The 17,114-nt window shown below is 61.4% G+C and carries 14 protein-coding genes; 4 read left to right on the forward strand and 10 right to left on the reverse strand.

Annotated elements, in window-relative coordinates; all coding sequences use genetic code 11:
• Positions 1-135: 135 nt before the first annotated feature.
• Both AKL28_RS10680 and AKL28_RS10685 read left to right on the forward strand, forming a co-directional pair.
• Positions 136-912 carry a c-type cytochrome gene (locus AKL28_RS10680; RefSeq protein WP_169801834.1) on the forward strand — a complete coding sequence of 259 codons (777 nt, stop codon included), beginning with the start codon at positions 136-138 and terminating at the stop codon, positions 910-912.
• Positions 909-2,204, forward strand: coding sequence for a c-type cytochrome (locus AKL28_RS10685; protein ID WP_050468113.1), 1,296 nt, complete (start codon positions 909-911; stop codon positions 2,202-2,204). The genes AKL28_RS10680 and AKL28_RS10685 overlap by 4 nt, the downstream gene beginning before the upstream one ends.
• 67 nt (positions 2,205-2,271) lie before the next feature.
• Here AKL28_RS10685 and AKL28_RS10690 read toward each other — a convergent pair whose 3' ends face one another.
• The 5 genes from AKL28_RS10690 to AKL28_RS10710 form a co-directional block, all read right to left on the reverse strand.
• On the reverse strand, positions 2,272-2,970 hold the full coding sequence (locus tag AKL28_RS10690) for a winged helix-turn-helix domain-containing protein (protein ID WP_050468114.1): 699 nt from the start codon (positions 2,968-2,970) through the stop codon (positions 2,272-2,274).
• Positions 2,971-3,036: 66 nt separating this feature from the next.
• Positions 3,037-4,371: a phosphoglucosamine mutase gene (glmM, locus tag AKL28_RS10695; protein ID WP_050468115.1), complete on the reverse strand. Its 1,335-nt coding sequence runs from the start codon at positions 4,369-4,371 to the stop codon at positions 3,037-3,039.
• Positions 4,372-4,499: 128 nt separating this feature from the next.
• A complete protein-coding gene (gene folP, locus AKL28_RS10700) occupies positions 4,500-5,348 on the reverse strand; it encodes a dihydropteroate synthase (RefSeq protein WP_050468116.1) in 849 nt (282 codons plus the stop codon).
• A gap of 192 nt (positions 5,349-5,540) precedes the next feature.
• Positions 5,541-7,430 carry an ATP-dependent zinc metalloprotease FtsH gene (gene ftsH, locus AKL28_RS10705; RefSeq protein WP_050468117.1) on the reverse strand — a complete coding sequence of 630 codons (1,890 nt, stop codon included), beginning with the start codon at positions 7,428-7,430 and terminating at the stop codon, positions 5,541-5,543.
• A 348-nt stretch (positions 7,431-7,778) separates the two neighbouring features.
• Positions 7,779-8,423 carry an RlmE family RNA methyltransferase gene (locus AKL28_RS10710; RefSeq protein ID WP_050468118.1) on the reverse strand — a complete coding sequence of 215 codons (645 nt, stop codon included), beginning with the start codon at positions 8,421-8,423 and terminating at the stop codon, positions 7,779-7,781.
• Positions 8,424-8,498: 75 nt separating this feature from the next.
• Here AKL28_RS10710 and yhbY point away from each other — a divergent pair, with 75 nt between their 5' ends.
• Positions 8,499-8,957 (forward strand): ribosome assembly RNA-binding protein YhbY, encoded by a 459-nt coding sequence (gene yhbY / locus AKL28_RS10715; protein WP_050468119.1) that lies wholly within the window; start codon positions 8,499-8,501, stop codon positions 8,955-8,957.
• 146 nt (positions 8,958-9,103) lie between these two features.
• Here the strand turns inward: yhbY and greA are convergent, their stop codons facing one another.
• The 4 genes from greA to AKL28_RS10735 all read right to left on the reverse strand — a co-directional run bounded on the left by greA (position 9,104) and on the right by AKL28_RS10735 (position 15,067).
• Positions 9,104-9,580, reverse strand: coding sequence for a transcription elongation factor GreA (gene greA, locus AKL28_RS10720; protein WP_050468120.1), 477 nt, complete (start codon positions 9,578-9,580; stop codon positions 9,104-9,106).
• A gap of 393 nt (positions 9,581-9,973) precedes the next feature.
• Positions 9,974-13,207, reverse strand: a complete 3,234-nt coding sequence (carB, locus tag AKL28_RS10725; RefSeq protein WP_050468121.1) for a carbamoyl-phosphate synthase large subunit — start codon at positions 13,205-13,207, stop codon at positions 9,974-9,976.
• The gene (gene carA / locus AKL28_RS10730; protein ID WP_050468122.1) at positions 13,200-14,363 is read right to left on the reverse strand and encodes a glutamine-hydrolyzing carbamoyl-phosphate synthase small subunit; all 1,164 of its coding nucleotides are present in this window, start codon (positions 14,361-14,363) and stop codon (positions 13,200-13,202) included. Before carA ends, carB begins: the two co-directional genes overlap by 8 nt.
• 296 nt (positions 14,364-14,659) lie before the next feature.
• Complete coding sequence (locus tag AKL28_RS10735) at positions 14,660-15,067, reverse strand: GlcG/HbpS family heme-binding protein (protein WP_050468123.1); 408 nt, start codon at positions 15,065-15,067, stop codon at positions 14,660-14,662.
• A 295-nt stretch (positions 15,068-15,362) separates the two neighbouring features.
• Here AKL28_RS10735 and AKL28_RS10740 point away from each other — a divergent pair, with 295 nt between their 5' ends.
• Complete coding sequence (locus AKL28_RS10740; RefSeq protein WP_050468124.1) at positions 15,363-15,965, forward strand: C40 family peptidase; 603 nt, start codon at positions 15,363-15,365, stop codon at positions 15,963-15,965.
• A 98-nt stretch (positions 15,966-16,063) separates the two neighbouring features.
• On the opposite strand, the gene AKL28_RS10745 is transcribed toward AKL28_RS10740, so the two are convergent.
• Complete coding sequence (locus AKL28_RS10745; RefSeq protein ID WP_050468125.1) at positions 16,064-17,011, reverse strand: patatin-like phospholipase family protein; 948 nt, start codon at positions 17,009-17,011, stop codon at positions 16,064-16,066.
• Positions 17,012-17,114 lie beyond the last annotated feature (103 nt).

Genomic DNA, 17,114 nt, shown 5'->3' on the forward strand with positions numbered 1-17,114 from the left:
GGATATGTATGGAATGCAGACAACCGCCCTTCCACTACAATGGCCGGATCGCTGCCCAGGCAGCGCCAGAAAAAACCAGAAAAAACCGCATCGGCCCCTGTAACCCCGGCCGATGCCGGCGAAGGGAGACCGAAGTTGGCGTTCATACCGTATCCGGCCCGCCGCGGCCACAGCAGGTTCGTACGAGGCCTGACGCTGCTGGCATGCAGCCTTGCCATTGGCGCAGCGCAGGCGCAGATCCAGCCGGTTTCCCCAACGGCCGCGGCCGATGCCGTTCCCGGCATGCCGGAGCGGGTTGCGGCCTGCATCGCCTGCCATGGCAAGGAAGGCCGCGCCACTCCGGATGGCTACTATCCGCGTATCGCGGGCAAACCCGAAACCTATCTGTTCAACCAGTTGCAAAACTTCCGCGACGGCCGGCGCCAGTACCCGATGATGAACTACCTGCTCGGCAATCTTTCGGACGACTACCTGCACAAGATCGCGGCCTTCTTCGCCAACGAGCATCCGCCTTATCCCGCGCCGGCGTCATCCGATGCTTCGGCCGCCGTCCTGGAACGCGGCAAACAGCTCGTGACGCAAGGCATCAAGGAACGCCAGGTCCCTGCCTGCGCCGCCTGCCACGGCGTGGCGCTGACCGGCGTGCAACCCGCCATCCCCGGCCTGCTCGGCCTGCCGCGCGACTACATCAATGCGCAATTGGGCGCATGGATCAATGGCGTGCGCAAAGCCAGGTCTCCCGATTGCATGGCAACGATCGTCCATAAGCTCACTCCGGAAGACATCAACGCCGCCAGCAGTTGGCTATCCGCCCAACCCGTCCCGCACAACGCCGCGCCGGCAACGTCGCCGTCCGCGCCGCTGCCGCTGGCTTGCGGCAGCATGGAGCAAGCAGGAGTGCCCAAACAATGAAGAAAGCACTCGGCGCTATCATCGCAGCCGTCATCGCCGCAGCGATCGCAGTACCTGCCGCAGTCGTGGCGTGGCAGTCGCTGCGCAGCGAAGACCCCGGCATCGCCACTCCCGTTGCCGACCGCGCACAGCAGATCAAGCGCGGCGAATATCTGGCGCGCGCCGGCAATTGCATCGGTTGCCACACGCCGCGCGGCGGCGACGCCTATGCTGGCGGCCGCGCGATCGTCACCAAGTTCGGCACGCTTTACTCCTCCAATATTACGCCGGACAAGAAGACCGGCATCGGCAGCTGGAATGCCGACGATTTCTGGCGTGCGCTACACCATGGGCGCTCCAAGGATGGCAGCTTCCTCTACCCCGCCTTCCCCTTTCCCAGCTATACCAAGGTCAGCCGCGACGATTCCGATGCGCTGTTCGCTTTCCTGCAGACAATCCCGGCCACGGACCGGCCCAACCAGGAACACGCGCTGCGTTTCCCCTATAACCAGCGCATCCTGCTGGCCGGCTGGCGCGCCTTGTACTTCGAACCGGGGGAATACCGCGCCGATACCCGGCAATCGGTCCAATGGAACCGCGGCGCCTATCTGGTGCAGGGGCTGGGACATTGCAGCGCCTGCCACACCGCGCGCAACACCTTTGGCGCCACCGCCTCGCAGGCGGAATTGGCAGGCGGCATGATCGCGATACTCGACTGGTATGCGCCGCCGCTCAACGGCGACCAGGAAAACGGCCTGGGCAACTGGGAAACCGGGCACCTCGCCGCCCTGCTCAAGACCGGAATCTCGCCACGTGGTGCGGCCTTCGGGCCGATGGCCGAAGTTGTGGGGCGCAGCCTGCAATATCTGGACGACACGGATATCGAAGCGATGGCCATCTACCTGAAATCGCTACCGCCGGACGCCGCGTCTGCACGCCCACCAGCACAGCAGCCTGAGCCGGCAGAAGCCGCACGCATCATGAAACTCGGCAAACAGCTTTACGGGGACTTATGCATCGACTGCCATAGCGACAAGGGCCAGGGCGCCAGCCCAAACTACCCGCCGCTCAATGGCAATCAGGCGGTGACTACGTCATCTCCGGTCAATGCCATCCGCATCGTGCTCAATGGCGGTTACCCGCCATCGACAGCGGGCAACCCGTATCCGTTCGGCATGCCGCCCTTCGGGCCGAGGCTGAGCGACCAGGAAGTGGCGGCGGTGGTTTCGTATATCCGCAACGATTGGAGCAACCGTGCCGGCTTCGTCTCCCCATCGGAAGTGAACCGCTATCGCAGCGTGCCGCTGGATTGAACGTCCCAGGCGCAAAAAAAGCGATCCGATGGATCGCTTTTTTTATCTGCCAACCTGCATCCGCAGGTCAATCCTGCGCTTCCGTACTCAACCGGTATCCCACCCCCCGCACCGTCTGCACATAGTGCGAAAGATCGCCGAGCGACTTGCGCAAACGCATGATGTGGACATCCACGGTACGCTCCTCGATGAAGGTATGGTCGCCCCACACCTTGTCCAGCAGTTGCGAGCGCGAGAAGATGCGGTCAGGATGCGCCACCAGATAGCGCAGCAGCTTGAATTCCGCCTGGTCCAGCGCCACCGGCCGCTCGGCCACCGATACCTGGCGACGTTCGACATCGATACTGATTCCGCCATACTTCAGCACCTGGCTACCAATCTCCGGCGTCTTGCGGCGCAACAGCGCCTGTACCCGCGCCACCAACTCCTTGGGCGAAAACGGCTTGGTCACATAATCGTCGGCGCCTTCATTCAAGCCTTTGACCTTGTCCTCTTCCATCCCCTTGGCGGTCAGCATGATCACCGGCAACGCAGCGGTGCGCGGCTCCCGGCGCAGCTCATTGAGCAATACCAGGCCGGAGCTGTCGGGCAGCATCCAGTCCAGCAGCACCGCATGCGGCAGCGACTCGGCAATCGATTTGCGGGCTTGCGAAACATCGGTGGCGATGGTGGTGGCAAAACCCGCCCCTTGCATCGTGAAACGCAACAATTCGGCGATGCTGGGCTCATCTTCGACCAGCAGGATATGGGGCGACTCTTTTGACATTGTCCTTCTGTCTGGAAACTACATCACGGCTTGGGCGCCCACGGAAAAACCGCAAGCGCCATGGAATTACAGCACCTTGTCGGCAATACGCTGGGCCATGCTGCGCGCCAGATCCGCATCTTCGGCTTCGACCATCACGCGAATCAGCGGCTCGGTGCCGGAAGGACGCAGCAGTACGCGGCCACGATCGCCCAGCGACTCTTCCACGGCCAGCTTCTCGGCCTGCAGCGCTGCGTTCGACTTCCAATCGTAGCCGGCCGGGATCTTGACGTTGACCAGCGATTGCGGAAACAGCTTGATGTCGGCCGTCATCTGCGCCAGCGACTGGCCGCTGCGCTTCAACGCCGACAGCACCTGCAAGGCGGAGACGATACCGTCGCCGGTGGTGTGCTTGTCCAGGCACAGCAAGTGGCCCGAACCTTCGCCGCCCAGCAGCCAGCCCTTTTCCTGCAGTACTTCGAGCACATAGCGGTCGCCCACCTTGGCGCGCTCGAACGGAACGCCCATCTTCTTGAAGGCCACCTGCAACGCCATATTGGTCATCAGGGTGCCCACCGCGCCATCGACCGGGCCGGTGGCAAGGCGATCCTTGACCATCAGGTACAGCAGCTCGTCGCCATTGTAGATGCGGCCCGATGCGTCGACCATCAGCAAGCGGTCGGCGTCGCCATCCAGTGCGATGCCGAGGTCGGCGCGGTTGGCACGCACCGAATCCGACAGGGCCTGGGGCGCTGTGGCGCCGCATGCTTCGTTGATGTTCAAGCCATTGGGCTTGTTGCCGATGGTGATGACTTCGGCCCCCAGCTCGTGAAACACGTGGGGGGCGATATTGTAGGCGGCGCCATGCGCGCAATCGACCACGATGGTCATGCCATACAGGTCCAGCGCATTGGGGAAGGTGCTTTTGCAGAACTCGATGTAGCGGCCCTGGGCGTCATCCAGGCGGCGCGCCTTGCCCAGCTTTTCCGAGGGCACGCAATCCATGGGCTGTTCCAGCGCCGCTTCGATGTCGGCCTCGACCGCGTCGGGTAGCTTGTTGCCCGAGGCCGAAAAGAACTTGATGCCATTGTCGTGGAAGGGATTATGCGAAGCCGAAATCACCACGCCGGCCGACAGGCGCAATGCGCGCGTGAGGTAGGCGACAGCCGGTGTAGGCACCGGGCCGGCCAGCATCACATCGACACCCGCGGCGGCAAAACCCGCCTCCAGGGCAGCTTCCAGCATGTAGCCGGAGATCCGTGTGTCCTTCCCGATCAGCACGGTAGGACGTGCAACCCCATCCCGCGCCTTGGCCAGGACTTTGCCCGCGGCATAGCCCAGGCGCATGACGAAATCGGGAGTGATGGGGGCGACGCCCACGCGGCCACGAATGCCATCGGTGCCGAAATATTTTGCTGCCATAAATCGTTTCCTTCTAAATTGATTGCCGCTCTGCGGCGGCATCGCAGGATGCCGGCCTGGCGCCATCCTGTTGTTCCAAACTATTTTTATGTCCGTCCGGTGCAGTCTGCCGGACCGGCGCCCTGCTTCTAATTGTCTTCCCGTCCGGCTTGCCACATGTTGATTGCATCAACGGTTTCGGCCACATCGTGCACACGGATGATCATCGCCCCCTGCTGGGCCGCTGCCAGCGCAGCCCCGATACTGCCTGCCATGCGCTTTTCCAGCGGTTTTCCCGTGACTGCACCGATCATGGATTTGCGCGACATCCCGGCCAGCAAGGGCAAGTCGAGCGCGCCGATCAGCCGCCGGGTATTCTTGAGCAAAGCCAGATTATGCTCCAGTGTCTTGCCAAAGCCAAAACCCGGATCGATACAAATGCGCTCGCGCGCCACACCTGCCGCCATCATCCTGTCCACCTGGCTGCGCAGGAAACTCTCCACTTCCGCCACGACGTCATCGTAATGCGGTTCCCGCTGCATGGTCTGCGGCTCGCCCTGCATGTGCATCACACACAGGCCGGCTTCGCTGTCCTTGACGGCATCGATGGCCCCCTCGGCGCGAAAGCCGTTGATGTCATTGATCATGTCCACCTCGGCCAGCAGCGCTTCGCGCATGACAGCTGGCTTATAAGTATCGATGGAGAGCGGCTTGCCGCAGTCGCGCAGTGCGTAGATCACCGGCATCACCCGCTCCAGCTCCTGTTCCAGCGACAGCGGCGCGATACCGGGACGCGTCGACTCGCCGCCGATGTCGATGATGTCGACGCCATCGGCGATCATCTGCTCCGCATGGGAAAGCGCGAACTCGAGCGAGTTGTAATGTCCGCCATCGGAAAAGGAATCCGGCGTGACATTGAGAATACCCATCACCAGAGGGCGACGGCCTTGCTGCATCGGCAGGCGGAACCTGCCGCATTTCAGGAATGCTTGTGTCATCGTGCCTTGTTGCCTATCTCTTTGCTGCCTGCATTGCTGCTGTCTTGTGTTTTTCTTGTATTGCCTTGGCGGCTCCGCCTTGCAGCCGGTAATGCGGCGACGGATGCGATGGATGCGCCGGGCAGAAAAAAAGGTGAGGATCGCTCCTCACCCTTTGATCGGTTCGCTTGCCAAACCCAGCGGCCGGGATAATCAGGCCGGTGCGGTGGCGTTGGGCGAGACGTCGCCCGGACGGTTGTTGTCCGACGAGGACTTCTTGGCCGGCACGCCGTTGCGCGGCGGGCGCGGTTCGTCGCCGTTCATGATGTCATTGATCTGGTCGGCATCGAGGGTTTCCCACTCAAGCAGCGCCTGTGCCATCACTTCGACCTTGTCGCGGTTCTCTTCCAGCAGCTTGCGCGACAGTGCGTATTGCTCGTCGAGGATGCTGCGGATTTCGGCATCGACCTTTTGCTGTGTGGCTTCCGACACGGTCTTGGACGCCATGCGGCCGAAATAGGCATCCTGCTCGGTGTCCTCGTAGACCATGGTCCCCAGGGTCTCGGACATGCCGTAACGGGTCACCATCGCACGGGCCAGCTTGGTAGCGCGCTCGAAGTCGTTGGAAGCGCCGGTGGACATCTGGTGCATGAAAATCTCTTCGGCAATACGGCCACCGAACAGGATGGAGATTTCCTCCAGCATCTTGTCCTTGTACATGTTCACACGGTCATGCTCCGGCAACTGCCAGGTCAGGCCCAGCGCGTAACCGCGCGGCATGATGGTGACCTTGTGCACCGGATCGGCCTTGGGCAGCAGCTTGGCAACCACTGCGTGGCCGGACTCGTGGTAGGCAGTGTTGCGGCGCTCTTCCTCGCGCATCACGGCCGACTTGCGTTCCGGACCCATGACGATCTTGTCCTTGGCATCTTCGAAGTCCTGCATCTCGACCAGGCGCTTGTTGCGGCGCGCGGCAAACAGGGCAGCCTCGTTGACCAGGTTGGCCAGGTCGGCTCCGGAGAAGCCGGGGGTACCGCGGGCCAGGATATCGGCCTTGACGTCCGGGGCGATAGGCACCTTGCGCATGTGCACATAGAGAATCTGTTCGCGGCCGCGGATGTCGGGCAGGCCGACCATCACCTGGCGGTCGAAACGGCCCGGACGCAGCAGCGCCTTGTCCAGCACGTCGGCGCGGTTGGTCGCAGCGATCACGATGACGCCGGAATTGGCTTCGAAGCCGTCCATCTCGACCAGCATCTGGTTCAGGGTCTGCTCGCGCTCGTCGTTACCGCCGCCCATGCCGGCGCCGCGATGGCGGCCGACAGCGTCGATTTCGTCGATGAAGATGATGCAGGGTGCGTGCTTCTTGGCGTTTTCGAACATGTCGCGCACGCGGGAAGCGCCCACGCCGACAAACATTTCAACGAAGTCGGAACCGGAGATGGTGAAGAACGGCACCTTGGCTTCGCCGGCAATGGCGCGCGCCAGCAATGTCTTACCGGTACCCGGGGGACCGACCATCAGCACGCCGTGCGGAATGCGGCCGCCCAGCTTCTGAAATTTGGTAGGGTCGCGCAGGAACTCGACCAGCTCCTGCACTTCTTCCTTGGCTTCGTCGCAACCGGCGACGTCGGCGAAGGTGACCGAGTTGCTGTTCTCATCGAGCATGCGCGCCTTCGATTTGCCGAAGGAGAACGCGCCGCCCTTGCCGCCGCCCTGCATCTGCCGCATGAAGAAGATCCATACGCCGATCAGCAGCAGCATCGGGAACCAGGAAATGAAGACTTGCGACAGGAAGGATTGCTCTTCCGGCTGCTTGACGTCGAACTTGACGCCGTTGTTGAGCAGGTCGCCGACCAGGCCGCGGTCCAGGTAGGTAGCGGCGGTCTTGACCTTGGTGCCGTCCTGCGTGGTGGCAACGATGGTGCGGTCTTCGATGGTCGCATCCTTGATGTGGCCAGCCTTCACCTCGCTGATGAAGTCGGAATACGCGATCGCCTTTGCGTTCGACGCCATGCTACGGCTGTCGAACTGTTTGAACACCATAAACAGAACGAGCGCGATGACCACCCAAATGGCAGCCTTGGAAAACATGTTGTTCACTGGAACTCCTCCGACGCCGATGCGCCACGTTGCCTTTATATGCTCCGATTTTACCCGGATTCAAACACCCTTACTAGGAAACCGCCCATCCCATCGTGCTTGCCTGCAACGCAGCAAGCGCGTTAACGCCATTGCGGGCATTGCCAAACCAACATCAGAATCACGAATCGGGGAAATATGCGATGAAAGCAAGCTACATCGATCTTGCCGAAATAATAGTCATCTCAAGCATAAGATGCTTCCTATGAAGCGATATAGGGCTGAACCGGCGCAAAACAAGACGCAAAAACAAGCTGGGACAGGAGAATTTGGAGATACGGCCTGTTTCGATTCACTTTATCCGATTTTTCAGCGAGGATTCTTCAGGGTTTTCCCTAGCAGGAAGATTTCGGAAGACTTGTCCCGGCTGGCCTTGGGTTTCTTGGATGCCACCGTCTTGAATTCGGCGCGGAATTTGTGCACCAGTTCGTTGTAGCCGGTGCCGTTGAAGCATTTCACCAGCAGCGCGCCGGTGGGTTTCATGTGCGCCTGGGCGAATTCGATTGCCAGATCGATAAGATACTCGACCCGTGCGGCATCGGCTATCGCCACGCCTGACAGATTGGGCGCCATGTCGGACAGCACCAGATCGACCTTGCGGCCATCCAGCAAGGCTTCCAGCTGGTGCAGCGGCTCTTCCTCGCGGAAGTCCCCCTGGATGAAATTCACGTCGGCGATCGGGTCCATCGGCAGGATATCCAGGCCGATGATGATGCCGTGGATGCCACCACCCTCGGCCCCGGCCAGCTTGTTGCGCACATACTGGCACCAGCTGCCGGGCGTACAACCCAGGTCGACAATGATCTGTCCCGGCTTGATCAGGCGCTCTTCCTCGTCGATCTCTTTGAGCTTATAGGCCGCACGTGCACGATAGCCTTCCTTCTGTGCGAGCTTCACGTAAGGATCGTTGATATGGTCGTGTAACCAGTTTTTGTTTAATTTGTTCTTTGCCATTCGCGTAGAATACTGGTTTTATCTCTTTCAGGGACAGCTTCGCGCCGCCCGGCGCGGTCCCGACATCGCATTCCCATGTTGAAACTTACTCCCGCCGAGCGCAGCGAACTGCGCGCCCAGGCCCATGCCTTGAATCCCGTCGTGATCGTCGGCGAAAGCGGCTTGTCCGACTCCGTACTGAAGGAAATCGACAAGAGCCTCGACTCCCACGGCCTGATCAAGGTTCGCGTGTTCGGCGACGACCGCGAGGCGCGCATTGCCATCTACGAAACCATCTGCGAACAGCTCAAGGCAGCGCCGGTCCAGCATATCGGCAAGCTGCTGGTGCTCTATCGCCCCAAAAAGGAAGACGAGAAAAAGAAGCCGTCCGGCAGCAAGGGCGGCTTGCGCGAGGTCACCATCGTCAAGACGCATACGACAAAGCGCCCCACCGTCAACAAGATCATGCTCAAGGGCAATGAGCGCGTCACCGCCGGCGGCAACGTGCGCAAGGCCAAACCGCGCCAGCGCAGCACCAAGAAGCCGTTGGGCTGAGCATCGCCGCTTGCCGGGATGACCGGGAAAACGGAAAACGCTGAAAAACAGAATGCCCGCAGATTGCGGGCATTTTCATTACGACAGCACCAGCCTGAAGTGGAGCATGCCGCCGCGGCATGAGCCGGCGGCAGCACACGTTTTCATCAGACGTAGCGCACTTCCAGGATTTCGTACTCCTTCACGCCAGACGGCGCTTCCACCGCCACCACATCGCCGGCGCTCTTGCCGATCAATGCGCGCGCAATGGGCGACGTCACGGAAACCTTGGCTTCCTTGATGTCGGCTTCGTCCAGGCCCACGATCTGGTAGGTCACCTTCTCGCCGCTGTCCAGGTTTTCCAGATCCACGGTGGATGCGAACACCACGCGGCCTTCCGCACTCAGCTCGGTGGGATCGACAACCTGGGCCGCACCCAGCTTGCCTTCCAGATCGGCAATGCGGCCTTCGATGAACGCCTGGCGTTCCTTGGCCGACTCATATTCGGCATTTTCCGACAGGTCGCCTTGCGCACGCGCTTCGGCGATCGCATTGATGACCTCCGGACGATCTTTGGATTTCAAACGTTGCAGCTCTTCTTTCAGAAGTTCTGCACCACGCTTGGTCATGGGAACTGTGCTCATAAGTCTCTTACTCAAGGTTAGGGAATTGAGGAAAACGCCGACGGCGCCCACCAGACAGACTGAAAACGCAAAAAGAAAACTCCGTCGCCGACAGGGCAACTGGTCGATGTCTTTTTATGGGAACAATCTTTACCGATGAACGAAACGCCGCTGCAGATGTTCCGTCAGCTCGTCTCCAACACGTGCGTCCGACTCAGAGCCGCTAACAAAATCCCACTGGCCGCACTGCGACGGTAGGATTTTGTTAGCGGCCCCTGGACGGCGCTGCCCTGCAACATTGAACATGTTGTGGCCGCAGGGAGTCGTCCTAAAAGTCAGAGAGGGCATCGATTGCTCAGATGCCCTCTGCGCTTGCCGACCCTGATTCAGCCGGCAAAGTAACGTGTTGTGGGTTTAGTGTATAGCTTTATGCAGGCCTTGTAAATCGTAGACGTTCAACGCGTCCAGATGGCGCATCCCCTCCACTGCGGCTTCGGCGCCGGCAATGGTGGTGAAGGTGGTCACGCGCGCTGCCAGGGCCGAGGTACGGATCGCTCCGGAGTCGGCAATCGCATTGCGCTTTTCCTCAACGGTATTGATCACCAGGGCGATCTCGTTGTTCTTCACCATGTCGACGATGTGCGGACGGCCTTCGACCACCTTGTTGACGGTAGTCACCGGAATACCGGCGGCACTGATGGCAGCCGCGGTACCCTTGGTCGCCACCACCGAGAAGCCCAGTGCGACCAGGTCGCGGGCCACTTGCACGGCGCGCGGCTTGTCGCTGTTCTTCACCGACAGGAACACCTTGCCCGAGGTCGGCAGCTTCACGCCCGCGCCCATCTGCGACTTCACGAAGGCTTCGCCGAAAGTCTTGCCCACGCCCATGACTTCACCGGTCGACTTCATTTCAGGGCCGAGGATGGTGTCCACGCCCGGGAACTTGACGAACGGGAACACGGCCTCCTTGACGCTGAAGTAAGGCGGCACCACTTCGTTCTTGATGCCCTGGCTGTCCAGCGACTGGCCGACCATGCAGCGCGCCGCGATCTTGGCCAGTTGCAGGCCGGTGGCCTTGGACACGAACGGCACGGTACGCGAGGCGCGCGGGTTCACTTCCAGCACGAACACGGTATCGACCGTCTTGCCGTCGACTTCGGCCTGCTGGATCGCGAACTGCACGTTCATCAGGCCGACCACGTTCAGGCCCTTGGCCATGGCCGCGGTCTGGCGCTTCAGCTCTTCGATGGTGTCCTTCGACAGCGAATACGGCGGCAGCGAGCAGGCCGAGTCGCCCGAGTGCACGCCGGCTTGTTCGATGTGTTCCATCACGCCGCCGATGAAGGTGCGTTCGCCGTCGGACAGGCAATCCACGTCGACTTCGATGGCGTCGTTCAGGAAGCGGTCCAGCAGCACCGGCGAGTCGTTCGAGACCTTGACGGCCTCACGCATGTAGCGCTCCAGGTCGCGCTGCTCGTGCACGATTTCCATCGCGCGGCCGCCCAGGACGTAGGACGGGCGCACCACCAGCGGGTAGCCGATTTCCTGCGCCAGGCGCAGTGCATCGGCTTCGGTACGGGCAGTACGGTTAGGCGGCTGGCGCAGGCCCAGGTCCTGCAGCAGCTTCTGGAAACGCTCGCGGTCTTCGGCCGCGTCGATCATGTCCGGCGAGGTGCCGACGATGGGCACGCCGTTGGCTTCCAGGTCCAGCGCCAGCTTCAGCGGGGTCTGGCCGCCGTACTGAACGATCACGCCGACCGGCTTTTCCTTGTCGACGATTTCCAGCACGTCTTCCAGCGTCACCGGCTCGAAGTACAGGCGGTCGGAAGTGTCGTAGTCGGTCGAGACGGTTTCCGGGTTGCAGTTGACCATGATGGTTTCATAGCCGTCATCGCGCATCGCCAGCGCTGCGTGCACGCAGCAATAGTCGAACTCGATGCCCTGGCCGATGCGGTTCGGACCACCGCCCAGCACCATGATCTTCTTCTTGTCGGTCGGATTCGATTCGCACTCTTCGTCGTAGGTCGAATACATGTAGGCGGTGTCGGTGGAGAACTCGCCGGCACAGGTATCGACGCGCTTGAACACCGGGCGCACGCCCAGCTTCTTGCGCTGCTCGCGCACGGCGGTGTCGGTGGTCTTCAGCAGCTTGGCCAGGCGACGGTCGGAGAAGCCCTTCTGCTTCAGCTGGAACAGCGTGGCCTTGTCCAGCGACTCCAGGCTCACGTCCTTTTCCAGCCACAGTTCGATGTCGACGATCTCCTTGATCTGCGACAGGAACCACGGGTCGATGTGGGTCAGGCCATGCACTTCTTCCAGCGAGAAGCCTTGCGCGAAGGCGTCGCCCACGTACCAGATGCGGTCCGGGCCGGGTTCGCCCAGTTCTTCCTCGATGGTCTCGCGGTCGGTGGTCTTTTCGTTCATGCCGTCCACGCCGACTTCCAGGCCGCGCAGGGCTTTCTGGAACGACTCCTGGAAGGTACGGCCGATGGCCATTACTTCACCGACGGACTTCATCTGGGTCGTCAGGTGCTTGTCGGCCTGCGGGAATTTTTCAAACGTGAAACGCGGGATCTTGGTCACAACGTAGTCGATCGACGGCTCGAACGACGCCGGAGTCGCGCCGCCGGTGATCTCGTTGCGCAGCTCGTCCAGCGTAAAGCCCACGGCCAGCTTGGCCGCGATCTTGGCGATCGGGAAGCCGGTCGCCTTGGAGGCCAGCGCCGAGGAACGCGACACGCGCGGGTTCATCTCGATGACGATCATGCGGCCGTCCTTCGGGTTCACCGAGAACTGCACATTGGAACCGCCGGTGTCGACGCCGATTTCACGCAGCACCGCCAGCGAGGCGTTACGCATGATCTGGTATTCCTTGTCGGTCAGCGTCTGGGCCGGTGCGACGGTGATCGAGTCGCCGGTGTGCACGCCCATCGGGTCGAGGTTTTCGATCGAGCACACGATGATGCAGTTGTCCGCCTTGTCGCGCACCACTTCCATCTCGTATTCCTTCCAGCCGATCAGCGATTCTTCGATCAGCAGTTCGGAGGTCGGCGAGGCTTCCAGGCCGCGCTTGCAGATGGTTTCGAATTCTTCGGCGTTGTAGGCGATGCCGCCGCCGGTGCCCCCCATGGTGAAGGACGGACGAATGATGACCGGGAAGCCCAGGGTCTTTTGCACCGCCCAGGACTCATCCATGGTGTGCGACACGCCCGAACGCGCAGAACCCAGACCGATCTTGGTCATGGCGTCCTTGAACTTGGAGCGGTCTTCAGCCTTGTCGATGGCTTCCGGAGTGGCGCCGATCAGCTCGACCTTGTACTTCTCGAGGACGCCGTGGCGATGCAGGTCCAGCGCGCAGTTCAGCGCAGTCTGGCCACCCATGGTCGGCAGGATGGCGTCCGGCTTTTCCTTGGCGATGATGCGTTCCACCGCCTGCCAGGTGATCGGCTCGATGTAGGTGGCGTCGGCCATTTCCGGGTCGGTCATGATGGTCGCCGGGTTGCTGTTGACCAGGATGACCTTGAAACCTTCTTCTCGCAGGGCCTTGCAGGCCTGTGCGCCGGAATAGTCGAATTCGCAGGCCTGGCCGATGATGATCGGGCCAGCGCCAATGATCAGGATACTTTTAATGTCGTTACGCTTAGGCATTTTGTTTCTTCTCCATCATCGCCACGAATTTGTCGAACAGCGGGGCGATGTCATGCGGTCCAGGGGATGCTTCGGGGTGGCCCTGGAAGCAGAAAGCAGGCTTGTCGGTGCGCTCGAAACCTTGCAGCGAGCCGTCGAACAGCGAGACGTGGGTGACGCGGCAGTTGGCCGGCAGGGTCGCCTGATCCACGGCGAAACCGTGGTTCTGCGAAGTGATCATCACCTGCTTGCTGTCGAGGTCTTGCACCGGATGGTTGGCGCCGTGGTGTCCGAACTTCATCTTCAGCGTCTTGGCGCCGGAAGCCAGCGCCATGATCTGGTGGCCCAGGCAGATGCCGAAGGTCGGGATACCGCGCTCGATCAACTCCTTGGACGCGGCGATCGCGTAATCGCAAGGCTCCGGGTCGCCGGGGCCGTTGGACAGGAAGATGCCGTCCGGATTCAGGGCCAGCGCCTCGGCGGCAGTGGCTTGCGCCGGCAGCACGGTGACCTTGCAGCCGCGTTGGGCCAGCATGCGCAGGATATTGAACTTGACGCCGTAGTCGAAGGCGACCACGTGGAATTTCGGGGTGATCTGCTGGCCGTAGCCGCGGCCCAGTTGCCACTCGGTCTCGGTCCAGTTGTAGGCCTTCCGGGTCGACACGACCTTGGCCAGGTCCATGCCCGCCAGGCCCGGGAAGGCGCGCGCCAGCTCCAGCGCTTTCGCGGTGGCGGCTTCGATATTGGCCTCGCCGGCGACGATGGCGCCGTTCTGGGCGCCCTTCTCGCGCAGGATGCGGGTCAGCTTGCGGGTGTCGATGCCGGCGATGGAAACGATATTGCTTTCCTTCAGGTAATCGGACAGCGATTGCTGGGTGCGGAAATTGGACACCAGGCGCGGCAGATCCTTGATGATCAGGCCGGCGGCGTGGATTTGCGAAGCTTCGACGTCTTCGCGGTTGACGCCGGTATTGCCGATGTGGGGGTAAGTCAGGGTGACGATCTGGCGGCTGTAGCTGGGATCGGTGAGGATTTCCTGATAGCCGGTCATCGCGGTATTGAACACCACTTCACCAGTAGTGTTGCCTGCGGCGCCGATGGAAAATCCTTGGAAGACAGACCCGTCTGCGAGCGCGAGGATGGCCGGAATCGCGGAACCGGAAAGAAGAGGCAGCAAGGGTAACTCCTGAGATTGTTACCGTCGCTGCTGGATGACCGGAAGACCTTGCGCACCAAACCGACCGGCGCAAAGACCCCGACTCATTCGGTTCGGGTGCTTGTTGGCCTGCTGGAACGAGGTGGAGGATGGGTATGCGCTACGACGGAATTTAAATTAGCTAAACCGCGTAATTATAGCGCAAGAGACTCCCTCCGGCAAATCCAGGATCGCCGAAAGTTACCGCAAGATGCATCCAAATGAAGGCAAATAGCGGGATTCGCCGGCCAGGCAAGGCCTGCCGGCGAAGAACGGGATTAGAGGCCCAGGGCAGCGATACCGGCCTTGGCGATCTGTACGTCTTCCGACGACTTCACGCCCGACACGCCCACGGCGCCGACATAATGGCCATCGACCACGACCGGCACGCCGCCTTCCAGCAGCGCGTCCAGCTCGGGCGCCGACAGGAAGGAGAAACGGCCATTGTTGATCATGTCTTCATAGATCTTGGTTTCGCGGCGGCCCAGCGCGGCGGTGCGCGCCTTGCCCGGAGCGATGTGCGCAGAGATCGGAGCGGCGCCGTCCAGGCGTTGCAGCCACAGCAGGTGGCCGCCGTCGTCGACGATCGAAATCGTCACGGCCCAGTTGTTGGCCTTCGCTTCGGCTTCCGCGCCGGCGGCGATCTTCTTGACATCGTCCAGCGTCAGAAATGGTTTGGTTTGCATGTTGGCTCCGGTGTGCTGAAAAAATTGAACGGTGATTGTACGGCGAGAAAGATGTTTTGACATCAGACCTGCACAAACTCTTCAGTGAGCGTTTTTCATGCGAACTGCCGAAGACGGCCAGCAAGTAAAGCCGTAAATTGTTTAGCGCAAAAAAATCTCGAAGAATAATAATGCGGCGAGAAACCCCGGGATGCCTCGAAAACGATGCAATTATTGCAAGTTGGCATGAAATTAGCTTTTGACATGCCATAAGAATTCACTTACAGTCCCGCAATCCTACTTTCAGAGGATCCTGATGACTTCACGCCGATCTGACCGATTCCGACGCCAAACCGTGCGAGCGTGCGTGCTCGCGGCCGGACTCTGGATCAGTGCATCGGCCTTCTCTGCCGATCTGTCCCTGGCGGCCCAGGATCTTCCTCCCCCCCAAGCACAAACCCCGCAAGCCCTGCAGCAGATCAGCAAGACCAATCTTGCCATCGCCCGCCTGCAAGCCATTACCGACCGCGCATCCGAACTGGCAACCCAGGCCCTGGCCATGCTGGGCATCAACTACCGTTACGGCGGCAACACGCCCGATAGCGGCCTGGACTGCAGCGGCCTGGTGCGCTACGTATTCAAGGAAGCATTGGGCACCGACCTGCCGCGCACCTCGGCTGAAATCAGCCGCGTCGGCGAAAAGATCGGCAAGGACAACCTGCAACCCGGCGACCTGGTGTTCTACAACACCTTGCGCCGCAGCTTCTCCCACGTCGGCATCTATCTGGGCGATGGCAAGTTCATCCACTCGCCCTCCAGCGGCGGCCAGGTTCGCATCGAGAGCATGGACGAGTCCTACTGGAAGAAGCGCTTCAGCGGTGCACGCCGGATCGCCACGGACGACAGCGATACCCGATAAGCACCATTTCGATGCATTGCATACGACAAAGCCGCCTTCTGGCGGCTTTGTCTTTTCTGGCGCAAATGCTGCCGGGCCCCTCCTCCCGGCAGATACGCTCAATTCCCTGAAAGCAACTTCAGCTTGCGCTTGATTTCCGGCATGGCCGCCATCGCCGCCTGCTCGCCGGCCAGGATAGCGACGTTGCGGCTGGCGAAGTCGCTGCCCTTCATGGCGCCCAGGCTGGGCTGCAGCACGATGTCCGCGTTCTTCAATTCATACTGGTTGATGGTCTGCCCCATGATGGCGAAAGTCTGCAACAGCACGTCCAGCGAACTGGCCGACGCCTGCGCCTCGGGCTGCGCCGAGATGTTGACCGCGATCACGAAGTCAGCCCCCATCTGCCGCGCGAAGCGCACCGGCACCGGCGCCACCAGGCCGCCGTCCACATAATAGCTGTCGCCGATCTTGACCGACTGGAACACCCCCGGCACCGCCGACGACGCCCGCACCGCGATACCGGCATTGCCGCGCTGGAACAGGATCGGCTGGCCGCTCTTCAGGTCGGTCGCCACCGCACCGAAGGGAATCTTGAATTTCTCGATGGGCAGGTTGTTCAGGGCCTTGTTGACGTAGTTCTGCACCCCCTCCCCCTTGAGCACACCGGCGACCTTGGCGAAGAACGGCACCGACCAGTCGGAAATGGTGGCCTCGTCCATCTGCAGCGCCAGCTTCTGCAACGCGAAGCCGTCATTGCCTGCCGCATACAGCGCGCCCACCAGGCTGCCGGCGCTGGTGCCGGCGACGATGTCGGCGTCGATGCCCTGCGACTCCAGCGCCTTGATCACGCCGATATGCGCAAAGCCGCGCGCGGCACCGCCGCCCAGGGCCAGGCCGATGCGGATTTTCTTCGGCGCCGTCGCGGCCGGCGGCGCAGGCGTGGCGGCGGCCGATTCAGCCGGCTTGGCGTCGGAGGAGCCGGGCAGCCAGGTAGTCGTGCCGCAGGCGGTCAGCAACAAGGAGGAGGTCAGGACGGCGAGGGTCGCCAGGTGCGAAGCGATACGCATGGAGAGAAAATAGTGACTTGGAGGAAGCAGCGGCAATACACAAGCCGCCAGGATGGCGGCCGCATCATTTTACTTGAAGCGGCCACGCCTTCCGCTAGTGTCC

Source organism: Herbaspirillum chlorophenolicum, from assembly GCF_001189955.1.
Taxonomy (GTDB): domain Bacteria; phylum Pseudomonadota; class Gammaproteobacteria; order Burkholderiales; family Burkholderiaceae_D; genus Herbaspirillum; species Herbaspirillum chlorophenolicum.

What these genes read in the sequence shown, in the direction of transcription:
- AKL28_RS10685 (WP_050468113.1), top strand. Translation starts at nt 909, where the DNA reads ATGAAGAAAGCACTCGGCGCTATCATCGCAGCCGTCATCGCCGCAGCG.
- AKL28_RS10740 (WP_050468124.1), top strand. Translation starts at nt 15,363, where the DNA reads ATGACTTCACGCCGATCTGACCGATTCCGACGCCAAACCGTGCGAGCG.
- AKL28_RS10735 (WP_050468123.1), bottom strand. Translation starts at nt 15,067, where the DNA reads ATGCAAACCAAACCATTTCTGACGCTGGACGATGTCAAGAAGATCGCC.
- AKL28_RS10745 (WP_050468125.1), bottom strand. Translation starts at nt 17,011, where the DNA reads ATGCGTATCGCTTCGCACCTGGCGACCCTCGCCGTCCTGACCTCCTCC.
- folP (WP_050468116.1), bottom strand. Translation starts at nt 5,348, where the DNA reads ATGACACAAGCATTCCTGAAATGCGGCAGGTTCCGCCTGCCGATGCAG.
- yhbY (WP_050468119.1), top strand. Translation starts at nt 8,499, where the DNA reads ATGTTGAAACTTACTCCCGCCGAGCGCAGCGAACTGCGCGCCCAGGCC.
- AKL28_RS10710 (WP_050468118.1), bottom strand. Translation starts at nt 8,423, where the DNA reads ATGGCAAAGAACAAATTAAACAAAAACTGGTTACACGACCATATCAAC.
- glmM (WP_050468115.1), bottom strand. Translation starts at nt 4,371, where the DNA reads ATGGCAGCAAAATATTTCGGCACCGATGGCATTCGTGGCCGCGTGGGC.
- AKL28_RS10690 (WP_050468114.1), bottom strand. Translation starts at nt 2,970, where the DNA reads ATGTCAAAAGAGTCGCCCCATATCCTGCTGGTCGAAGATGAGCCCAGC.
- carB (WP_050468121.1), bottom strand. Translation starts at nt 13,207, where the DNA reads ATGCCTAAGCGTAACGACATTAAAAGTATCCTGATCATTGGCGCTGGC.
- greA (WP_050468120.1), bottom strand. Translation starts at nt 9,580, where the DNA reads ATGAGCACAGTTCCCATGACCAAGCGTGGTGCAGAACTTCTGAAAGAA.